Raw genomic sequence first — 19,427 nt, 5'->3', positions numbered from 1 at the left:
CGCTTGCGGAAGATCAACAGCACGCGCAATGGATGGCGAATTCGCTGGCGCAGCGAGGGCCGGCGGACTAGATTGGCAATGACACGGCGCAGTCCGGGGCCGCACGGGTTTGCCCTCCAACCAACCCAAGGAGCATGACATGCTCGAGACCCTTGTCCTCATCCTGATCGCCCTCTGGCTTCTCGGCCTGGTGACCTCATACACCCTGGGCGGACTGATCCACGTCCTGCTGGTGATCGCCGTCGTCGTCATCTTGGTCCGCCTGCTCCAGGGTCGGCGCCTGTAGCGCACCGGGAAACACGAAAGTGAACGCCGCCAAAATTGCGGGCATCCTGCTCATCGTCGCCGGCGTGCTGGGCTTGGGCTACGGCAGCTTCAGCTGGACCAAGGAAACCCAGAAGGCGCAGATCGGTCCGCTGGAACTCTCGGTGAAGGAAAAGCAGACAGTCAACATCCCCGTCTGGGCAGGCATCGGCGCGATCGTCATCGGCGGCGTGCTGCTGCTGGCCGGGGGCAGAAAGGATTAGCCGTTCACGGCGGGTCGTCCGCGTACGGATCGTGTCCAACACAGGAGATCACCATGAACTGGGACCAGATCAAGGGCAACTGGAAGCAGGTGACGGGCAAGGCCCGCGAGAAGTGGGGCAAGCTGACCGATGACGACCTCGACGTCATCGCCGGCCATCGCGACCAGCTCGCGGGCAAGATCCAGGAGCGCTACGGCGTGGCCAAGGACGAAGCCGAGAAGCAACTCGCCGAGTGGGAGCGCCAGGCCGACGCGTCCTGGTTCAAGCGCAAGGACGGCGGCTAAGGGCCCAGGCTGGCCGCGGTTGCTCGCGACCGCTCCTCACGTCAGCTGTGAAAGCACCGGCTGCAGCGGCTGAGGCAGCTCCGTCTCGCCCAGCGCCTCCAGCAGAGTGATTTCCAGCTCCCGGCACAGGGCATCCAGCGGCAGGTGGTTCATGGCCAGGCCGAAGGGTTCTTCGATTTCGTCGCCCAGCGCATCCAGCCCGAAGAAGGTGTAGGCGACGATGGCCACCACGAAAGGCGTCATCAGGCCGACGGCGTCCACCAGGCCGAAGGGCAGCAGGAAGCAGTACATCCAGGCCGTCCGGTGCAGCAGCAGCGTGTACGGAAACGGGATCGGCGTGTGCTTGATGCGCGCGCATCCCGCGGCGACGGCGGTCAGTGCCGACAGCGTCTGGTCCATTTCCGCCGCCACCGGCGCATCGAGCTGGCCGGCACGCAGGAAGTCCCCCACCTGCGCGCCCATCCTGCGCAGCAGGAAGTCGGTCCCCAGGCGCGCGCCGGCAAACGCCTGCGCCTCCTGGGCGCCCAGCAGGCGCTCGACGTCCGCGCGCGCATCGCTGCAGCGCAGCTGGTGCCGCAGCGCGTGCGCGAAGGCCAGGGTGCGCAGGATCAGGACCCGGCGCGGGTCGCCGGGGTCGGCCGGACCGGCCGGCTGCGGGAAACGCAGCAGCGTCTGCACCTGGCGCGCGAAACTGCGCGAGCGGTGCGCCAGGTCGCCCCAGAGCTTGCGCGCTTCCCAGTAGCGGTCGTAGGCTGCGCTGTTGCGAAAGCCCAGGAAGATGGCCAGCGCCAGCCCGATCAGCGAGAACGGGACGGGCGTGAGCGTCACCTTGAAGTGGTACACGAAGCCATGCGTGAGGGTCACCGCCAGGGCCACGGCGGTGCAGGTGGCCAGCTCCCAGGCGATGTGGGGCAGCACCGAGCCGCGCAGGATGTAGAACAGCTGCGCCCCGTGCGGGCGGTCGCGGATGATCACGGCGTCACAGGCCCAGTTCGTACTCGATGGTGATGGGCGCGTGGTCCGAGAACCGCTGCTCCTTGTAGATGGACTCGCGCCGGGCCAGCCCGGCGATGCCGGGCGTGGCGAGGTGGTAGTCCAGCCGCCATCCCACGTTCTTCGCCCAGGCCTGGCCGCGGTTGCTCCACCACGTGTAGCAGGCGTCGGTGGTGTCCGGCTGCAGATGACGATATACGTCGACGAGGCCCGTTTCGGATAACAGTTTTGTCATCCAGGCGCGTTCTTCGGGCAGGAAACCGCTGTTCTTCTGGTTGCTCTTCCAGTTGCGGAGGTCCTTTTCGCCGTGGGCGATGTTGACGTCGCCGCACAGGATGAATTCGCGCGAGCGCTTCAGCGCCACCAGGTGCGGGTCGACCACGTCGAGGAAGCGGAACTTGGCCTGCTGGCGGTCCTCGCCGGACGAGCCGGACGGAAAGTAGCAGCTGATGATGGACAGCTTGCGCTGCGGCGTGTCGAAGCGCAGTTCGAGGTAGCGACCCTCGGCGTCGAACTCCTCGCAGCCGAAGCCGGTGATGACGTCGCTCGGCTCGTGGCGGCTGAAGGCGCCGACGCCGGAATAGCCCTTCTTCCGGGCGAAATGGAAATGGCCCGGCAGCCCGGCGAGGCTGTCGTGCTTGCCCTGCACGTCGGGTGCCTGGGCCTTCACCTCCTGCACGCAAATACAATCCGGGCTGGTTTGTGCGACCCAGGCAGCGACGCCCTTGCTGGCGGCCGAACGGATGCCGTTGAGGTTGAGGCTGGTCAGTTTGAACAAGGAATTTCCCATGGTGGCGGTGACGGGCCAGGACCGGCTGGCGCAGGATTTCGTGGAGTTCGCGGTGCGCTCGGGGGTGCTTCGCTTCGGCGAATTCAAGACCAAGGCCGGGCGCCTGTCGCCCTACTTCTTCAACGCGGGCCTGTTCGACGATGGCGAGAAGCTGGGTCGGCTGGCGCAATTCTATGCACAGCGCATCCTCGCTTCGGGGGTGGAGTTCGACATGCTGTTCGGCCCAGCCTACAAGGGCATTCCGCTCGCGGCGGCGGTGGCGATCGAGCTGGCGCGCCTGGGCCGCAACGTCCCCTACGCCTACAACCGCAAGGAAGCGAAGGACCACGGCGAAGGCGGCTCCCTGGTGGGGGCGCCGGTCCGCGGGAAGGTGCTGATCGTGGACGACGTCATGTCCGCCGGCACGGCCGCCCGGGAATCGATCGCGCTGATCCAGGCGGCCGGCGCGACCCCCCATGCGGTGGCGATCGCCCTGGACCGCCAGGAGAAGGCCACGGAGGGCGGGCGTGACGCGGACTGGAGCGCCGTGCAGTATGTCCGTGAAAAACTGGGCCTGCAGGTGTGCACCATCGCCAAGCTGGCAGACCTCTTGCAGTACCTGGAGCACCACGCCGGAGACGAGCTCGGACGGCACCACGCCAAGGTGCTCGAATACCGGGACCGCTACGGCGCCGGCTGAAAGGAAACCGCCATGTCCCCCGCGCTGTGTCACTTCGTCATCGCCTTCCTGGTGACCAGCCTGTGCGGGGCGGCATGGTCGCAGACGCGCAGCATCTACAGCTGCACGGACGCCAAGGGCCGCCGGATCACCTCGGACCGCCCGATCGCGGAATGTTTCGATCGGGAACAAAAGGAACTCAACCCCAGCGGCACGTTCCGGCGCAGCATCGGCCCCACCCTGACTGCCTCCGAGCGCGCCGCCCAGGAGGAACGGGACCGCAAGGCCGCCGAGGAGCGGCAGCGCCAGGCCGAGGAGCAGCGCATGCAAAAGTTGCTGGTGGCGCGCTATCCCAATGCGGCCGTGCACGAAGCCGAGCGAACGCGGGCGCTGCGGGCGGTGGAGGATGCCATTGCCAGCGGCCACCGGCGCACCGAGGCACTCCAGCAGCAACGCCGTGGGCTGACGACCGAAACCGAGTTTTACAAGTCGCCCACCCAGTGGCCGCCGAAGCTGAAGCGCCAGCTGGAAGAGAACGACGAGCAGGCAGCCGCCCAGCAGCGTTTCATCGCGAGCCAGGAAGACGAAAAGAAGCGCATCACGCGCCGCTTCGACGAGGAACTGGCGCGGCTGAAGCTGCTCTGGGCGCAGCAGACCCCGGGACTGGCCGCGGCGTCCGCTGCCTCCGGGCCCGCGCCCGTTCGCTGAGCCGCGGGCAGCTCGCCCGGATCAACCGCTCAAAGACCCAGTTTCCTGCGCAGCAGGTCGCCCACCTGCTGCGGATTGGCTTTGCCTCGGGACGCCTTCATGGCCTGCCCGACCAGCGCGTTGAAGGCCTTGTCCTTGCCGGCGCGCACCTGTTCGACGTTGGCCGCATTCGCCGCGATCACCTCGTCGATGATCTTCTCCAGCGCACCGCTGTCGTTCATCTGCTTGAGGCCCTTGGCCTCGATCACGGCATCGACGTCGCTGCCTTCGCCGGTCCAGAGCGCCTCGAACACCTGCCGGGCGGCGTTGTTCGACACGGTGCCGTCGCTGATGCGCTGAATCAGGGCCGCGAGCGTGCCGGCGTTCACCGGCGCCTGCTCGATGCCGATCTCCTGCGCGTTCAGGCGCCGGGACATCTCGCCCATGATCCAGTTGCTGGCCAGCTTGGCCTGCCCGCTGGCCTTCGCGGCTTCCTCGAAGTACGCGCCCATGGCCTTGCTCTGCGTGAGCGTGGTCGCGTCGTACTCCGGCAGTCCGTAGTCGTTCACGAAGCGCGCCGCCATCACGCGCGGCAGCTCGGGCATCTCGCCCTTCACGCGCTCGATCCAGTCGGCGGCGATCACCAGCGGCGGCAAGTCGGGATCGGGGAAGTAGCGGTAGTCCGCCGCGTCTTCCTTGGTCCGCATGGCGCGCGTCTCGCCGGTGTCCGGGTCGAACAGCACGGTCGCCTGCTGGATCGCGAAACCGTCCTCGATGTGCTCGATCTGCCAGCGCACCTCGAAGTCGATCGCCTCCTTCATGAACTTGAAGGAGTTCAGGTTCTTGATCTCACGCCGGGTGCCGTAGGGCTGGCCGGGCTTGCGCACCGACACGTTGGCATCGCAGCGGAAGCTGCCTTCCTGCATGTTGCCGTCGCAGATGCCGATCCAGGTGACGATCTTGTGCAGCTCCTTGGCGTAGGCCACGGCTTCGTCGGACGAGCGCATGTCCGGCTCGGTGACGATCTCCAGCAAGGGCGTGCCCGCGCGGTTCAGGTCGATGCCGGACTGGCCGACGAAGTCTTCGTGCAGCGACTTGCCGGCGTCCTCTTCCAGGTGCGCGCGTACCAGGCGCACGGATTTCTTTTCCTCGCCCAGCCAGAACTCCACCACGCCGCCCTGCACCACCGGGATCTCGTACTGCGAGATCTGGTAGCCCTTGGGCAGGTCGGGATAGAAGTAGTTCTTGCGCGCGAAGACGCTGCGCGGCGCCACGTGGGCGCCGATCGCCAGGCCGAAGCGGATGGCGCGCTCCACCGCGCCGACGTTCATCACCGGCAGCGTGCCCGGCAACGCCAGGTCGACCGGCGAGGCCTGCGTGTTGGGCTCGGCGCCGAACCGGGTGGACGCGCGGCTGAAGATCTTGCTGTGCGTGGACAGCTGCGCGTGGGTCTCGAAGCCGATGACGACTTCCCAGCCGTGAATGAGCTTGCTCGTCATCTCAAAAGCCCTCCGGCTTGCGGAGGTGGAAATCGGTTGCCTGCTGGTAGCGGTGCGCCACGTTCAGCAGCTTCGCCTCGCCCAGGTAGTTGCCGATCAACTGCAAGCCCACCGGCAGGCCGCCTTCACCGAAGCCCACCGGGATGCTCATGCCGGGGAGGCCGGCGAGGGAGCCCGGCAAGGTGAAGATGTCGGCCAGGTAGTCCGCGACGGGGTCGCCGCCGTGCTCGCCGAGCTTCCAGGCGACCGTGGGCGCCACCGGGCCGGCGATCACATCGCACTGCCGGAAGGCGTTCTGGAAGTCGTCCGCGATCATCCGGCGGATCTTCTGCGCCTGCAGGTAATAGGCGTCGTAGTAGCCGTGCGAGAGCACGTAGGTGCCGGTCATGATGCGGCGCTGCACTTCCAGACCGAAGCCCTCGGCGCGCGTCTTCTTGTACATGTCCAGCAGGTCGCCGTACTGGCTGGCCCGGTGGCCGAACTTCACGCCGTCGAAGCGGGAGAGGTTGGAGCTCGCTTCGGCGGGCGCGATGATGTAGTAGACGGGAATGGCCAGCTCGGTGCGCGGCAGCGAAATCTCCACGCGCCGCGCCCCCAGCTTCTGATACTGCGCCAGCGCGGCATCGAGGGCCGCGCGCACGTCGGCGCTAACGCCTTCCGCGAAGAACTCCCTCGGCACGCCGATGCGCAGGCCCTCCAGGGAGCCGTCCAGCGCGCGGGTGAAGTCCTCGGACGGCACGTCCAGCGAGGTGGAGTCGCGGTCCGGGTCGGGTCCGCACAGGGCCGACAGCAGCAGCGCGCAGTCTTGCGCCGTGCGCGCCATCGGCCCGGCCTGGTCCAGGCTGGACGCGTAGGCGATCATCCCATAGCGGGACGCGCGGCCGTAGGTGGGCTTGATGCCCGTGATGCCGCAGAAGGACGCCGGCTGCCGGATCGATCCGCCGGTGTCGGTGCCGGTCGCCGCCGGCGCCATCCGGGCCGCCACGGCCACGGCGCTGCCGCCGGAGGAGCCGCCAGGAATGCGGCTCGTGTCCCAGGGGTTCTTCACCACGCCATAGGCGGAGTTCTCGTTGGACGAGCCCATGGCGAACTCGTCGCAATTGAGCTTGCCCAGGGTGACGGCGCCGGCGTCCGCCAGCTTGCGGACCACCGTGGCGTCGAAGGGCGACAGGTAGCCCTCCAGCATCCTGGAGCCCGCGGTGCTGGGGAAATCCTTGGTGACGAAGATGTCCTTGTGGGCAATCGGCACGCCCAGCAGCGGCGCCGCATCGCCGGCGGCGATCCGCTGGTCGGCGGCACGGGCCTGGGCCAGCGTCACGTCGGGGTCGGTCGCCAGGTAAGCGCCCAGCGCGGCGTGCTGGCGGCCGCGCGCCAGGAAGTGCTGCGCCGTCTCCAGCGCGGAGACTTCCTTCGCCTTGAGCTTGCCCGCCAGCTGGGTGACGGTCAGGTCGTGCAGCGCGCTCATTCGATCACCTTCGGCACCAGGAACAGCCCGCGTTCCACCGCCGGCGCGCTCCGCTGGTTGGCCTCCCGCTGTTCGGGCTCGCCGGCGACGTCCGCGCGCAGCCGCAGCGCCACCTCCTGCACCGCCGCCACGGGGTGCGGCAGGGGCTCGACGCCGGTGGTATCGACGGCGCGCATCTTCTCCACGATGGCGAAGAAGCCGTTGATCTGGGCCAGCATGCGTTCGCTTTCCTCCGGATGGAGTTCCAGCCGCGCCAGGTTGGCGATGCGCGCGATGTCTTGTGCGTTCAGGGACATGGGTGAAAGAAGTCTTTGCGCCAGCGCCACAGACCACCGGCGCGAGGCGCGCTGGAGGGGGTCCGGCACAGGGGATGGGGTATTATCCCGCCGTTCGGCGTGCGGTCTCCGCAGCCGGCGCAACGGCCGCGCAAAGCGGCCGATTTCGCAGAAGAAACGAGGATTTCCCCAAATGTTCGGAGCCTTCCGACGCTATCTGTCCACGGACCTGGCCATCGACCTGGGCACGGCCAACACCCTGATTTTCGTCCGCGACAAGGGCATCGTCCTCGATGAGCCATCCGTGGTGGCGATCCGTCACGAGGGTGGCCCGCAAGGTAAGAAATCGATCCAGGCCGTGGGCCACGAGGCCAAGGCCATGCTGGGCAAGGTGCCGGGCAACATCGAGGCCATCCGTCCGATGAAGGACGGCGTGATCGCCGACTTCACCGTCACCGAGCAGATGCTCAAGCAGTTCATCAAGATGGTCCATCCCCGGTCCGTCCTGAAGCCCAGCCCCCGCATCATCATCTGCGTGCCCTGCGGCTCCACCCAGGTGGAACGCCGGGCGATCCGCGAATCGGCGCTGGGCGCCGGCGCGAGCGAGGTCTACCTGATCGAGGAACCCATGGCCGCGGCCATCGGCGCCGGCCTGCCGGTGTCCGAAGCCTCCGGCTCCATGGTCGTCGACATCGGCGGCGGCACCACCGAGGTGGGGGTGATCTCCCTGGGCGGCATGGTCTACAAGGGCAGCGTGCGCGTCGGCGGCGACAAGTTCGACGAAGCCATCATCAGCTACATCCGCCGCAACTACGGCATGCTGATCGGCGAACCGACGGCCGAAGCCATCAAGAAGCAGATCGGCTCCGCATTCCCCGGCAGCGAGGTGAAGGAAATGGAAGTGAAGGGCCGCAACCTCTCCGAGGGCGTGCCGCGCAGCTTCACCATCAGCTCCAACGAGATCCTGGAAGCGCTGACCGACCCGCTGAACAACATCGTGTCCGCCGTCAAGAACGCGCTCGAACAGACGCCACCGGAACTGGGCGCCGACATCGCCGAGCGCGGGATGATGCTCACCGGCGGCGGCGCGCTGCTGCGCGACCTGGACCGCCTGCTGGCCGAGGAAACCGGCCTGCCCGTGCTGGTGGCCGAAGATCCGCTGACGTGCGTCGTGCGCGGTTGCGGCATCGCGCTGGAACGCATGGAACGGCTGGGCTCGATCTTCACCAGCGAGTGAACCCCAAGGGCACAATCGGCCCATGCCATTAGGCACCCTCGACCGTTCTCCGCCGCCGTTCTTCAAGCAGGGGCCTTCAGCACTCTCCAAGCTGATGGTCTGCAGCGCGCTGGCGCTGTTCCTGATGGTGGCGGACGCGCGCTTTCGCATCACGCAGCCGATCCGGGCCGCGGTCGCCACCGTGCTGTTCCCCGTGCAGTGGATGGCCCTTCGCCCGCTGCTGGTGGTGCGCACGGTGCAGGACTATTTCACCTCGCTCAACACCGCGTTGAACAACGAGGAGCAGGCGCGCCGCAAACTGATCCTGCAGTCGCAGAAGGCCAACCAGGTCGAACAGCTGTCCAACGAGAACGTGCAACTGCGCAAGCTGCTCGGACTGCGTGAACGGCTGAACGCCCCGTCGGTTGCCGCCGAAGTGCTGTATGACGCGGCCGACCCCTATTCGCGCAAGGTCGTCATCGACAAGGGCCTCGCGCAGGGCATTGAAGCCGGCTCCCCGGTGATCGACGAGTCCGGCGTGCTGGGCCAGGTCACCCGCGTGCACCCCCTCATGAGCGAGGTGACGCTGGTCACCGACGCCGACCAGGCCATCCCCGTGCTGAACACGCGCACCGGCAACCGGGGCATCGCCTACGGCGACGCGGGCCGCTACGGCAGCGGCGGCCTCGAGCTGCGCTACATGGCCGCCAATGCCGACGTGCAGCCCGGCGACCTGCTCACCACCAGCGGCGTCGACGGGGTCTACCCGCCCGGCATCCCGGTGGCGAAGATCGCCAAGGTGGAACGCCGTCCGGACTCCGCCTTCGCCCGCATCGTCTGCTTCCCGCAGGCCAAGGTGGACGGCGCCCGGCACGTGATGGTCCTCAGGTCCCTGCTGAGCCAGTTGCCGGCGCGCCCCGCGCCGGAGGACGCGGCGCCGCTGGGCCGCAAGGCCGGCCGCAAGTGAGGAGCGCTCCCGCATGATCATGCGCCCCGGGCAGCCGCTGCTGCTGCCGGCGAATCCCCTCTTCATCTGGTTCACGCTGGTCGTGGCCCTGATGTTCAACATGCTGCCAGTGGGCCGCATCTCCTGGATGCCCGACCTGCTGGCGGTGACGCTCGTGTTCTGGAGCGTGCACCAGCCGCTGCGCATCGGCGTCGTGGCCGCCTTCCTGTTCGGCCTGGCCGTGGACGTGCACCAGACCTCCCTGCTGGGCCAGCACGCGCTGGCCTACACCATCCTCAGCTTCTTCGCGATCACGATCCACCGGCGGCTGCTGTGGTTCACGGTGCCTTCGCAGGCGGTGCAGGTGCTGCCGCTGTTCGCGGCTTCGCACGCCATCGAACTGGCGATCCGCATGCTGGCCGGCGGTGCCTTCCCGGGCGCCCCGGTGCTGCTGGCGCCCGTGATCGAAGCCGCACTCTGGCCGGTCGTGAGCGTCCTGCTGCTGCTGCCGCAGCGCCGGGCGCCCGATCCGGACGAAAATAGGCCCATCTAAGGGCTATGACCGAACTCCGTAACGTCGAAGCGGACCTGTCCAAGTTCCGCGGCCGCGTGCTGGCGGCCAGCGCGGCCGTGCTGCTGTGCTTCATCTTGCTGGCCTCGCGCCTGGTGTGGCTGCAGATCGTCCGGCACGAGGACCTGGACGAGCAGGCCGAGGCCAACCGCACGGCCATCGTCCCGATCGTGCCGAACCGCGGCCTGATCCTCGACCGCAACGGCATCGTGCTGGCCACCAACTACTCCGCCTACACGCTGGAGATCACGCCCTCGCGCCTGACGCGGCCGCTGGACACCGTCGTCGACGAGCTGTCGCGCGTGATCGACATCCAGCAGCGGGACCGCCGCCGCTTCAAGAAGCTGCTGGAGGAAAGCAAGAGCATCGATTCGCTGCCGCTTCGCACCAAGCTCACCGACGAGGAGGTCGCGCGCTTCACCGTGCAGCGCTTCCGCTTCCCGGGCGTGGAGATCAAGGCGCGGCTGTTCCGCAACTATCCCTGGGGCGAGCTCGCGAGCCACGCGATCGGCTACATCGGCCGCATCAACCAGCCCGAAAAGAAGCAGATGGAGGACTGGCCGGAGGACGAGCAGTCCAACTACCGCGGCACGGAATACATCGGCAAGCTGGGCATCGAGCAGAGTTTCGAAAAGCAGCTGCACGGCATCACCGGCGTCGAGCAGGTGGAGACGTCCGCAGGCGGGCGCGCGGTGCGCAAGCTGGCCAGCACACCCGCCACGCCCGGCAACACGGTCAAGCTGTCGATCGACATCAAGCTGCAGAAGCTGGTGGAGGACCTGTACGGCGACCGCCGCGGCGCGATGGTGGCGATCGACCCCAAGACGGGCGAGGTCCTCGCATTCGTCAGCAAGCCCACCTTCGATCCCAACCTGTTCGTGGACGGCATCGACCAGGAGAACTGGGCGGCGCTGAACGAATCGATCGACAAGCCGCTGCTCAACCGCGCGCTGCGCGGCACCTACCCGCCCGGCTCCACCTACAAGCCCTTCATGGCGCTGGCGGCGCTGGAGACGGGCAAGCGCCGGCCGGAACAGGTGATCAGCGATCCGGGCTACTTCTGGTTCGGCAACCACAAGTTCCGCGACGACAAGGAAGGCGGCCACGGCTCGGTGGACATGTACAAGTCCATCGTCCAGTCCTGCGACACCTACTACTACATGCTCGCCAACGACATGGGCGTGGACCTGATCCACGAGCAGCTGTCGCATTTCGGCTTCGGCGAAATCACGGGGATCGACATCCAGGGCGAATCCCGCGGGCTGCTGCCTTCCACCGAATGGAAGCGCAAGGCCTACAAGCGCCCGGAACAGCAGAAGTGGTACGCCGGCGAGACGATCTCGCTGGGCATCGGCCAGGGCTACAACAACTTCACGGTGCTGCAGATCGCCACCGCCACCGCGACGGTCGCCAACCCGCAGGGCGCGCGCATGAAGCCGCACATGGTGCGCGAGGTCGAGGACGTGGTGTCCAAGGAAACCAGGCAGATCGCGCCGCAGCAGGTCGGCCAGCTCACCGCGAAGCAGGAGAACCTCGCGATCATCCGCAAGGCGCTGGTCGGCGTGAACATCGAGGGAACGTCCGCGGCGGCCTTCCGCGGCGCCGGCTATTCGAGCGGCGGCAAGACCGGCACTGCGCAGGTCATCACGATCGCGCAGAACGCCAAGTACAAGGCCTCGGAGATGGAAGAGCGTCACCGCGACCACGCGCTCTTCATGGCCTACGCGCCCGCGGAAGACCCGAAGATCGCGATCGCGATGGTGGTGGAGAACGTGGGCTTCGGCGCCGCCAACGCCGCGCCGATCGTGCGCCGCGCCTTCGACTACTACCTGCTGGGACAATACCCGAGCGAGGAAGACATGGCCCTGGTGCGCCAGGGCAAGGCGACCACCCCGGTGGGCAAGCCGCGGCCGGCGGCCGAGTACGCCTGGCCACCCACCAACATGCCGGCTGGGCCCGCCTCGGTGGCCGGCGGTCCTGGCAGCTCCGCGTCGCCCGCCGCCGCCGTCGCGCAGGCGCAGACGGTGGCCGCCGCGTTTTCACCGTTGGGCACCGCCACCACGGGCACGCCGACCGCGGGCACCACCTTCGTGCCGCGCTGGCGCGAGCCGGCGCCGCTGGCCGCTAGAGCGCCGCAGGCACGGTCATCGGCCGCTCGGGCCACTCCGCCGGCACGCTAGGCGTGATGCCCGAGGCCTGCAGCAGCCAGGCGCTCACCGCTTCCGGCATCGCCAGCACGTGGCCAGGGAAGGGCCCCGCGGGGAACCCGACGTGGCCGCCCTGCGCCGGCTGCCACAAGGTCACGCTGGCCGCCACCTCCTCCGGCCGCGGCAGGCTGGACACCGGGATGAAGGGATCGTTGCACGAGTTCATCGCCAGCGCCGGGATGCGGATGCGCTGCAGGTGCGGCTTGGCCGAGGCGCGCGCCCAGTAGTCCTCGGTGTTGGTGAAGCCGTGCACCGGCGCGGTGAAGATGTTGTCGAATTCGTAGAGGTCGCGGGCCTGCAGCAGCGCATCGCGGTCGAACAGGCCCGGATGCTGCGACCACTTGTGCAGCGCCTTGGGCTTCATGGTGCGCAGGAACATCGTCGTGTACACCATGCGGTTGAAGCCATGGCCGATCGCGTGGCCGCCCGCGGCCAGGTCCAGCGGCGAGCACACGGCGGCCACGGCGGACACCACCCGGCCCGCGTCGTCCCCGTTCTCGCCCGCCCAGCGCAGCAGCGCATTGCCGCCGAGCGACACGCCCACGGCGACGATCGGCCCCGGGTGCCGCTGGCGCAGGCCACGCAGGATGAAGTCGATCTCCTCGTGGTCTCCCGAGTGGTAGGCGCGCGGCGCCAGGTTCATCTCGCCGCTGCAGCCGCGGAAGTGCGGCACCACGAAGGTGAGCTTGCCGCGCCAGGCGACGTCGGCGAAGGCTTCCGAGTAATGGCTGCGCGACGAGCCTTCCAGGCCGTGGAACAGCACCACCAGCGGCCGCCGGGGGGACACGTCGGTGTCCAGGAAGTCGAGGTCGACGAAGTCGCCGTCGGGCGTGGTCCAGCGCTCGCGCCGGTATTCCGGCACCGGTCCGCGCGTGCGGCGGGCGAACACCGCCGGCCAGATCGTCTGCGCGTTGCCGCCGGGCAGCCACCAGGGCGCCCGGTAGTTGCGGATGAAGTCGCTAGTGAAGGACCGATGGCGCATCGGACACTTCCTGGATTTCGCTGGTGGTGCCGGGACTGGCGTGGTGCGCCACCAGCCGCCAGCCCTGGGCCGTGCGGTGGTAGACGTTGGTCGCGATCACCCAGGCGACGCTGGGCCCGGCGGCGGTGAGCACCTCCACCCGCTCGAGCACGTTGTGCACGCTGCTGCCGACCGCCACCGTCTTGCGCACGCGCTCGGGCCAGGCGCGGACGCTTCCGCCGTCGCTGAACATCGATTCGAAGGTGGCGCGGATGGCGGTGGCGCCCACCACGCGCGGCCCGCCCGGGTGGATGCAGACGATGTCGTCCTCGTCGGCCCAGCAGGACATGAGCTTGTCGATGTCCCCGCGCTGGAGGGCATCGTAGAAGGCGGCTTCGATGTCATCGGCGTCGCCTTCGAGGTTGGCGGCCTGGATCTTGGACTTTCGCATCGACAAATGAGCGGTGATGCGGCCATTGTGCCGAAGGCCGGTCAGCCGAGCCAGCGGTGCACCGTGTCGCGCACGTCCTGTTGTGCTGCTTGCCACACCAGTTCGGGCGGGGCCACGTGGATGCCGGGCGGCGCCGCGCGCAGCGCCTCCGCCAGCATCTCGGCGACCTTGACGGCGCGAACCGGCTGCTCGCTGGAAGGCACCATGTACTTGAAGATGCCCAGCATCCAGTGGGCAAGCCGTGCCAGCACGTTGGGGTGCGCCGGCTGCGCGGGCTTCTGGGCGGAGCGCAGGATCAACAGGCGCTCGAAACCGAGCGCGGCCACCTCCTGTTCGTCCAGGGTGGCCAGTCCGCGCTTGAGGGCCTCGGGCAGCTGCCCCGGCAAGTGCGGCAGCACGATCGCCAGGGTGTGCACGCCGCCCGCGCGCATCCAGCGCGCCAGCGCCGGCAACTGCTGCGGCGTCGGCGTCCACAGCGCCCGCTCCCGTTCGTTGAACATGCGTGGCGGATCGAACAGCACCACGGCCACGTCGGCGGCGGCAGGCGGCCACTGCTGTGGAGATGCGGAGGGGACCAGGGTCGTGCGCACCCCGCGCAGCGCGGCGGTGATGGGCTCGCGCGCCAGCACCTGCGTCAGCGCGAAACCGGACGAGCCCGCCAGTCGCCGCAGCACCTCGTTGCCGAGCACCCCGGTGGCCCCGGCGATGAGCAGGCGCGGCTTCGCCACGGATGGCGTGGCGCGGGCCGCGGCCCGCAGGACTTGAAGCGCCTCCTGGCCCATCCCATCTATGCTAACTTCGCTGACTCTCGCCGAGACAAGGAACCGACATGAAGAAGTGGCTGCTGATCCTCGCCTTGCTTTCGATGCTGACCGGTTGTGGATACAACCAGTTCCAGCAGCTGGACGAACAGACCAAGTCCGCCTGGAGCGAGGTCCTGAACCAGTACCAGCGACGCGCCGACCTGGTTCCCAACCTGGTGGCCACGGTCAAGGGGGAAGCGAACTTCGAGCAGGAGACCCTGACCAAGGTGATTGAGGCGCGCGCGAGGGCCACCGCCGTGCAGGTCACGCCCGAGACGCTCAACAACCCCGAGGCCTTCCAGAAGTTCCAGCAGGCGCAGGGCGAACTCTCCAGCGCGCTGTCGCGGCTGCTGGTGGTCAGCGAGCGCTATCCCACGCTGCAGGCCAGCCAGGGCTTCCGCGACCTCCGCGTGGCACTGGAGGGCACCGAGAACCGCATCACCGTCGCCCGCAACCGCTACATCCAGGCGGTGCAGCAGTACAACGTGCTGTCGCGCAGCTTCCCGACCAACCTGACGGCGATGGTCTTCGGCTACAAGCCCAAGGCGAGCTTCACCGTGCAGAACGAGGCCCAGATCTCGGTCCCGCCGACGGTGGAATTCGGCAAGCCCGCGGCCCCCGCACCGGTTGCGCCGTCCCCTTCCGCTCCCGCCAGCACCACGCTGACGCGCTGACCCGTTGAAACGGCTGCTGGCCTTCGTCCTGGCGCTGCTCGCCCTCGGGCAGGCGGCGGCGCAGGGCGTGCTGCCCGTTCCCGAGCTCACCGCGCGCGTCATCGACCAGACCGGCACGCTGGACGCGATCCAGCGCAAGGGGCTGGAGGAGAAGCTGGCCGCCTTCGAGCAGAAGAAGGGCACGCAGATCGTCGTGCTGGTGGTGCCCACCACCCAGCCGGAGGACATCGCCAGCTACGGCAACCGCGTCGGCAACACCTGGAAGATCGGCCGCAAGGAGGTCGGCGACGGGATCCTCGTCGTCGTCGCCAAGGACGATCGCAAGGTGCGCATCGAGGTCGCCAAGACACTGGAAGGCGCTGTCCCCGACCTGGCGGCGAAGATGATCATCGACGACGCGATCACGCCGAAGTTCCGCCAGGGCGACTTCGCGGGCGGCCTGCAGGCCGGCGTGGACCAGCTGATCGCACGCATCAGTGGCGAGGCACTCCCCGCCCCGAAGCAGCCGGCGTCGCAGCAGCGGGGCGGCGGCGAGGGCTTCGATTTCTTCAACCTTGCGATCCTGCTGTTCTTCGCGGTGCCCATCGTCGGCGGCGTGTTGCGCGGCATCCTGGGCCGCAAGCTGGGATCGGTCGCAACCGGCGGCGGCATCGGCGTGCTCGCCCTGCTGTTCACCTCCAGCCTGGTGATCGCGGCGATCGCCGGCGTGGCCGGCCTGCTGTTCTCGCTGCTGTCCGGCGGCGGTCCCTTCGGCGGCCGTCGCGGCGGCCATGGGCCCATCATCTTTCCCGGCGGCGGGTGGGGCGGCGGTGGCGGAGGAGGAGGCGGCGGCTGGGGTGGCGGCGGTGGTTTCGGCTCCGGCGGCGGCGGCGATTTCGGCGGCGGCGGCGCCTCGGGAGACTGGTGATGGGCAACCGGCTGCAACGCATCCTGAAGCATCGCTGGCACGACGAGGCGGACACCCGCCGCGCGATTCCGCCGGCAACCCTGGAGCGGCTGGCCGCGCAGGTCGCCGACAGCGAGCGGCGGCACACCGGCGAGATCCGCATCTACGTCGAGGCGGGGCTTCCCATGAGCTACCTGTGGCGCGGCGCCACGGCCCGGGAGCGTGCGATCGCCATGTTCGGCAAGCTGGGCGTGTGGGACACCGCTCAGAACAACGGAGTGCTGATCTACCTGCTGCTGGCCGAGCATGCGATCGAGATCGTGGCCGACCGCGGCCTGAGCGATCAAGTGGATGCTGCGCAATGGCAGCAGATCGTGCGGGGCATGGGCGAGGCCTTCCGCGCCGGGCGCTACCAGGAAGGACTGGAACAGGCGGTGCAGGCGGTCGACGCGCTGCTCGTACGGCACTTTCCCGCGGCTGCCGGTGCGGCGAACCCCAACGAGCTGCCGGACGAGCCGGTGCTCGGCTGACGCTCAGTCGCGCACTTCGCCGTTCGGGCGCAGCAGCGCCATGCCCACGTAGCTGCCGCCGTGGCGGAAGTTGGGCTTGAAGTCCACCACGTAGCCGCCCGCGTCGTAGCGGCCCAGCCCCGAGAGGGAGCGATGCAGCGAGGCACGCGTGACCTCCCGGCCCGAACGCCGCATCCCCTCGACCAGGACCTTGGCCGCGATGCAGGACTCGAGCGCCGTGACCGACATCGCCTCCTTCTGCCCGGAGGCCTGCCAGGCGTCGCCGCACTCCTTGACCACCGGCACGCTCTGCGCGCGCGGCGGCGGCACCGTGATCGCCACCGACACGCCGGTGGCGTCGGGCCCCAGCGCCTTGGCGAGCTGGCTGGCGCCGGCGAAGGAGAGGCTGGTGACCATGGTCGCGCGGTGCGCCGCCTTGAGCTTCTTGATCATCTGCGCCGCCGGCGCGTACAGCGTCGTCACCACCAGCACGTTGGGATCGGAGGCGACCACGTCCTTGAAGTTCGCTTCCGTGATCTCCGCGTTGCGCTTGATCGCCACCGACACGGGGGTGCGGTTGAACTTGGTCAGGACCTTGGCCACGGTGTCGAAGTTCTGCTTGCCCACCGTGTCGTCGTAGTGCAGCACCGTCACCTTGGTCGAACCCAGGTTGCCCCAGAAGTTGATGATCTTGTTGATCTCGTCCTCGTAGGTCGCGCGCACCGTGTACACGTATTCGTTCTGCTTGCGGATGGTGTCTGCGCCGGTGAAGGGCGCGAAGAACGGTACCTTGTGTTCCATCACGGTGGGCATCGCCGGGATGCTCAGCGTCGACGACGCATAGCCGAAGAGCGCGACCACGTTCTGTTCATTCACCAGCTTCTGCGTGTTCTCCGCCGACTGCTTGGTGTCGTTGCGGTCGTCGAGCGTCACCAGTTTCAGCTTGCCCTGCGGCAGGCCGCCGGCGTCGTTGACCTTCTTGAAGTACGCCAGCGCGCCGTTGCGGATGTCGTTGCCGAGTTCGGCATTGCCGCCGGTCAGCGGCGCGGATTGCCCGACCACGATGTCCTGGGCGAGGGCGGGGGCCGCTGCGACCAGCAGCGTGCAGGCGAGGATGCGCATGAAATCTCCCACGGGCGCGCCCTTGTGGACGCTGTGACAGAAGGTTACCTTGCCTGTGCCGCGCTGGCTCCCCCTTTGTGACCACCGCGCAACGGATGAGCTATGCAGCCAATGGCCTACAGCGTCCGACAAGCTCCGTCCACAACGCGGCCCGCGCCCTGCGAGAACACTGTGGAACCCATCCAGTCATTTTAATTCGATGCAGCAAGCCTGGCCTCAAGTTCTCTGGGTCGCGCGCCACGGGCAGAGCGCGGGCAACGTCGCGCGCGATGCCGCGGAGGCCGCCGGCCATGCGTGGATCGACGTGGAGTTCCGCGACATCGACACACCGCTGTCCGAGCTGGGCGTGCAGCAGTCGCTCGCACTCGGCCAGTGGTTCGGCCAGTTGCCAGCCAGGGAGCGCCCGCAAGTCGTCGTGTGCTCGCCCTATGTGCGCGCGCGCGACACGGCGCGGCTCCTGATGGAACAGGCGGGCCTGCGCAACGGCCACGAAGTGCGCCTGCGCGTGGACGAGCGCCTGCGCGAAAAGGAATTCGGCCTGCTGGATCGCCTGACGCGCCACGGCATCCGCCAGAAGTATCCCGAGCTGGACGAGCAGCGGGCGCACGTCGGAAAGTTCTACTTCCGTCCCCCGGGCGGCGAGAGCTGGTGCGACGTGATCCTGCGGCTGCGCAGCCTCACCGAAATGATGGCGCGTGAGCACGGCGGCGAGCGCGTGCTGGTGGTGGCGCATCAGGTGATCGTCAACTGCATGCGCTACCTCATCGAGGACCTGGACGAGGCGAAGATCCTCGCCATCGACAAGATGGGCGACGTGCCTAATTGCGCGGTCACCGCCTACCGCATGGATGCAGCGGCGCGCTGCCTGGTGCCGGAACTCGTGAATTTTGTCGCACCCCTGGTGGAGACGGGCACGCCTGTCACCGCCGCCCCCGACGCCCAGGCCGCGCCCAAGCCATGAGCGGTCCCGTGCTGCACACGGTGGACGACGCGCTGCTGCGCGCCTGGCCGCTGCCCGAAGCGGAGGAAGACGGTGACAAGGAACGCCGCGGCCGCGTCCTCGTGGTGGCGGGCAGCCGCGAAATGCCGGGCGCCGCCGTGCTCGCGGGCACCGCTGCGCTGCGCGCCGGTGCCGGCAAGCTGGTGATCGCCACGCCGCAGTCGGCCGCGCTCACCGTGGCCGGCGCGGTGCCGGAGGCGCGCGTGATCGCCCTGCCGGAGGCGTCCGACGGCGGCCCGGCCTTCACCGGGCTCGCGGACCTGCAGGCGATCGCCGCCGACACCGCTGCCGTGCTGGTCGGCCCCGGGATGATCGGGGCCAAGTCCACGATCGCCTTCGTGCAGCGGCTGCTGCCCCTGTGCCGCGATGCCGTCGTGCTGCTCGATGCACTGGCGATGGATCTCGTGCTGTCGGTGCGCCGCTTCGAGCAGCCGGTGCTGCTGACGCCGCACGCCGGCGAGATGGCGCACCTGACGGGCCGGGACAAGGAAGACCTGCAGGACGAACCCTGCGACATCGCGCTGCGCCAGGCAGCCGCATGGAATGCCACCGTCGTGATGAAGGGCCCGACCACCTGCATCGCGGCACCCGACCGGCGCCTGTGGTCCCACAGCGCGCACGCACCGGGACTCGGCACTTCGGGCTCCGGCGACGTGCTGGCCGGCCTGATCGCCGGGCTGGCGGCACGCGGCGCATCCGCCGAGCAAGCCGCAGTCTGGGGCGTGGCGCTGCACGCACGCGCCGGCCAGGCGCTGGCCGACCGCATGGGGGTCATCGGCTACCTCGCGCGCGAACTGGCGGCGCAGGTGCCGGCCTCGATGGCGGCGTTGTCGCCGCAAGCGCCTGATTAGGGCCGCGGCGCGGCCCTTGAGCGGCCGAACCTGTCCTGCACGGGCCGCCGCT

The 19,427-nt window shown here is 68.6% G+C and carries 23 protein-coding genes; 14 read left to right on the top strand and 9 right to left on the bottom strand.

Annotation, left to right across the window (positions count from 1 at the left end):
* Positions 1-139: 139 nt before the first annotated feature.
* From AC1DSA_RS14970 to AC1DSA_RS14960, 3 genes are read left to right on the top strand one after another with little or no spacing between them, the layout of a single operon-like run.
* The gene (locus tag AC1DSA_RS14970; protein ID WP_477890508.1) at positions 140-286 is read left to right on the top strand and encodes a lmo0937 family membrane protein; all 147 of its coding nucleotides are present in this window, start codon (positions 140-142) and stop codon (positions 284-286) included.
* A 19-nt stretch (positions 287-305) separates the two neighbouring features.
* Positions 306-527, top strand: coding sequence for a hypothetical protein (locus AC1DSA_RS14965; protein ID WP_477890506.1), 222 nt, complete (start codon positions 306-308; stop codon positions 525-527).
* Positions 528-580: 53 nt separating this feature from the next.
* A complete protein-coding gene (locus tag AC1DSA_RS14960; RefSeq protein ID WP_477890504.1) occupies positions 581-811 on the top strand; it encodes a CsbD family protein in 231 nt (76 codons plus the stop codon).
* A 36-nt stretch (positions 812-847) separates the two neighbouring features.
* On the opposite strand, the gene AC1DSA_RS14955 is transcribed toward AC1DSA_RS14960, so the two are convergent.
* Together AC1DSA_RS14955 and AC1DSA_RS14950 are read right to left on the bottom strand one after the other, a co-directional pair.
* A complete protein-coding gene (locus AC1DSA_RS14955) occupies positions 848-1,786 on the bottom strand; it encodes a bestrophin family protein (RefSeq protein WP_477890502.1) in 939 nt (312 codons plus the stop codon).
* 4 nt (positions 1,787-1,790) lie between these two features.
* A complete protein-coding gene (locus AC1DSA_RS14950) occupies positions 1,791-2,582 on the bottom strand; it encodes an exodeoxyribonuclease III (RefSeq protein WP_477890500.1) in 792 nt (263 codons plus the stop codon).
* Positions 2,583-2,592: 10 nt separating this feature from the next.
* Between AC1DSA_RS14950 and pyrE the strand changes: the two genes are divergently transcribed.
* Positions 2,593-3,273, top strand: a complete 681-nt coding sequence (gene pyrE, locus AC1DSA_RS14945; RefSeq protein WP_477890498.1) for an orotate phosphoribosyltransferase — start codon at positions 2,593-2,595, stop codon at positions 3,271-3,273.
* A gap of 12 nt (positions 3,274-3,285) precedes the next feature.
* Complete coding sequence (locus tag AC1DSA_RS14940; protein WP_477890496.1) at positions 3,286-3,960, top strand: DUF4124 domain-containing protein; 675 nt, start codon at positions 3,286-3,288, stop codon at positions 3,958-3,960.
* Positions 3,961-3,989: 29 nt separating this feature from the next.
* Here AC1DSA_RS14940 and gatB read toward each other — a convergent pair whose 3' ends face one another.
* The 3 genes from gatB to gatC are packed head-to-tail and all read right to left on the bottom strand — an operon-like array spanning position 3,990 to position 7,199.
* Positions 3,990-5,438: an Asp-tRNA(Asn)/Glu-tRNA(Gln) amidotransferase subunit GatB gene (gene gatB, locus AC1DSA_RS14935; RefSeq protein ID WP_477890494.1), complete on the bottom strand. Its 1,449-nt coding sequence runs from the start codon at positions 5,436-5,438 to the stop codon at positions 3,990-3,992.
* Between the two features lies 1 nt (position 5,439).
* Positions 5,440-6,903, bottom strand: a complete 1,464-nt coding sequence (gene gatA / locus AC1DSA_RS14930; RefSeq protein WP_477890492.1) for an Asp-tRNA(Asn)/Glu-tRNA(Gln) amidotransferase subunit GatA — start codon at positions 6,901-6,903, stop codon at positions 5,440-5,442.
* Positions 6,900-7,199 carry an Asp-tRNA(Asn)/Glu-tRNA(Gln) amidotransferase subunit GatC gene (gatC, locus tag AC1DSA_RS14925; protein WP_477890490.1) on the bottom strand — a complete coding sequence of 100 codons (300 nt, stop codon included), beginning with the start codon at positions 7,197-7,199 and terminating at the stop codon, positions 6,900-6,902. The genes gatA and gatC overlap by 4 nt, the downstream gene beginning before the upstream one ends.
* 172 nt (positions 7,200-7,371) lie before the next feature.
* Here gatC and AC1DSA_RS14920 point away from each other — a divergent pair, with 172 nt between their 5' ends.
* Genes AC1DSA_RS14920 through mrdA form a run of 4 tightly spaced genes read left to right on the top strand, consistent with a single transcriptional unit; the run spans position 7,372 to position 12,091 of the window.
* Positions 7,372-8,415, top strand: a complete 1,044-nt coding sequence (locus AC1DSA_RS14920; protein WP_193675681.1) for a rod shape-determining protein — start codon at positions 7,372-7,374, stop codon at positions 8,413-8,415.
* A 22-nt stretch (positions 8,416-8,437) separates the two neighbouring features.
* Positions 8,438-9,361: a rod shape-determining protein MreC gene (mreC, locus tag AC1DSA_RS14915; RefSeq protein ID WP_477890488.1), complete on the top strand. Its 924-nt coding sequence runs from the start codon at positions 8,438-8,440 to the stop codon at positions 9,359-9,361.
* A gap of 13 nt (positions 9,362-9,374) precedes the next feature.
* Positions 9,375-9,893, top strand: coding sequence for a rod shape-determining protein MreD (gene mreD / locus AC1DSA_RS14910; RefSeq protein ID WP_477890487.1), 519 nt, complete (start codon positions 9,375-9,377; stop codon positions 9,891-9,893).
* Between the two features lie 5 nt (positions 9,894-9,898).
* Positions 9,899-12,091 (top strand): penicillin-binding protein 2, encoded by a 2,193-nt coding sequence (mrdA, locus tag AC1DSA_RS14905; RefSeq protein ID WP_477890485.1) that lies wholly within the window; start codon positions 9,899-9,901, stop codon positions 12,089-12,091.
* Here the strand turns inward: mrdA and AC1DSA_RS14900 are convergent.
* From AC1DSA_RS14900 to AC1DSA_RS14890, 3 genes are read right to left on the bottom strand one after another with little or no spacing between them, the layout of a single operon-like run.
* Positions 12,036-13,100, bottom strand: a complete 1,065-nt coding sequence (locus AC1DSA_RS14900; protein ID WP_477890483.1) for a YheT family hydrolase — start codon at positions 13,098-13,100, stop codon at positions 12,036-12,038. The two genes, mrdA and AC1DSA_RS14900, sit on opposite strands and share 56 nt — an antisense overlap.
* On the bottom strand, positions 13,078-13,530 hold the full coding sequence (locus tag AC1DSA_RS14895; protein ID WP_477890481.1) for a YybH family protein: 453 nt from the start codon (positions 13,528-13,530) through the stop codon (positions 13,078-13,080). Before AC1DSA_RS14895 ends, AC1DSA_RS14900 begins: the two co-directional genes overlap by 23 nt.
* Positions 13,531-13,571: 41 nt before the next feature.
* Complete coding sequence (locus tag AC1DSA_RS14890; protein ID WP_477890479.1) at positions 13,572-14,312, bottom strand: Rossmann-fold NAD(P)-binding domain-containing protein; 741 nt, start codon at positions 14,310-14,312, stop codon at positions 13,572-13,574.
* A 47-nt stretch (positions 14,313-14,359) separates the two neighbouring features.
* On the opposite strand from AC1DSA_RS14890, the gene AC1DSA_RS14885 reads away from it, so the two are divergent.
* The 3 genes from AC1DSA_RS14885 to AC1DSA_RS14875 are packed head-to-tail and all read left to right on the top strand — an operon-like array spanning position 14,360 to position 16,423.
* Positions 14,360-15,007, top strand: coding sequence for a LemA family protein (locus tag AC1DSA_RS14885; RefSeq protein ID WP_477890477.1), 648 nt, complete (start codon positions 14,360-14,362; stop codon positions 15,005-15,007).
* Positions 15,008-15,011: 4 nt separating this feature from the next.
* Positions 15,012-15,914 (top strand): TPM domain-containing protein, encoded by a 903-nt coding sequence (locus AC1DSA_RS14880; protein WP_477890475.1) that lies wholly within the window; start codon positions 15,012-15,014, stop codon positions 15,912-15,914.
* On the top strand, positions 15,914-16,423 hold the full coding sequence (locus AC1DSA_RS14875; protein ID WP_477890473.1) for a TPM domain-containing protein: 510 nt from the start codon (positions 15,914-15,916) through the stop codon (positions 16,421-16,423). Before AC1DSA_RS14880 ends, AC1DSA_RS14875 begins: the two co-directional genes overlap by 1 nt.
* 3 nt (positions 16,424-16,426) lie before the next feature.
* Here AC1DSA_RS14875 and AC1DSA_RS14870 read toward each other — a convergent pair whose 3' ends face one another.
* Entirely contained in the window at positions 16,427-17,524 is a 1,098-nt protein-coding gene (locus AC1DSA_RS14870; RefSeq protein ID WP_477890471.1) for an ABC transporter substrate-binding protein, read from the bottom strand.
* A 199-nt stretch (positions 17,525-17,723) separates the two neighbouring features.
* Between AC1DSA_RS14870 and AC1DSA_RS14865 the strand changes: the two genes are divergently transcribed.
* Positions 17,724-18,485 (top strand): histidine phosphatase family protein, encoded by a 762-nt coding sequence (locus tag AC1DSA_RS14865; RefSeq protein WP_477890469.1) that lies wholly within the window; start codon positions 17,724-17,726, stop codon positions 18,483-18,485.
* Positions 18,482-19,375: an NAD(P)H-hydrate dehydratase gene (locus AC1DSA_RS14860; protein WP_477890467.1), complete on the top strand. Its 894-nt coding sequence runs from the start codon at positions 18,482-18,484 to the stop codon at positions 19,373-19,375. The genes AC1DSA_RS14865 and AC1DSA_RS14860 overlap by 4 nt, the downstream gene beginning before the upstream one ends.
* Positions 19,376-19,427: the final 52 nt, after the last annotated feature.

The sequence above is a fragment of the Ramlibacter sp. P4_H7 genome (assembly GCF_056400765.1).
Note: the sequence above shows the minus strand (reverse complement) of the source record. Positions and strands in the feature narration are given on the sequence as shown.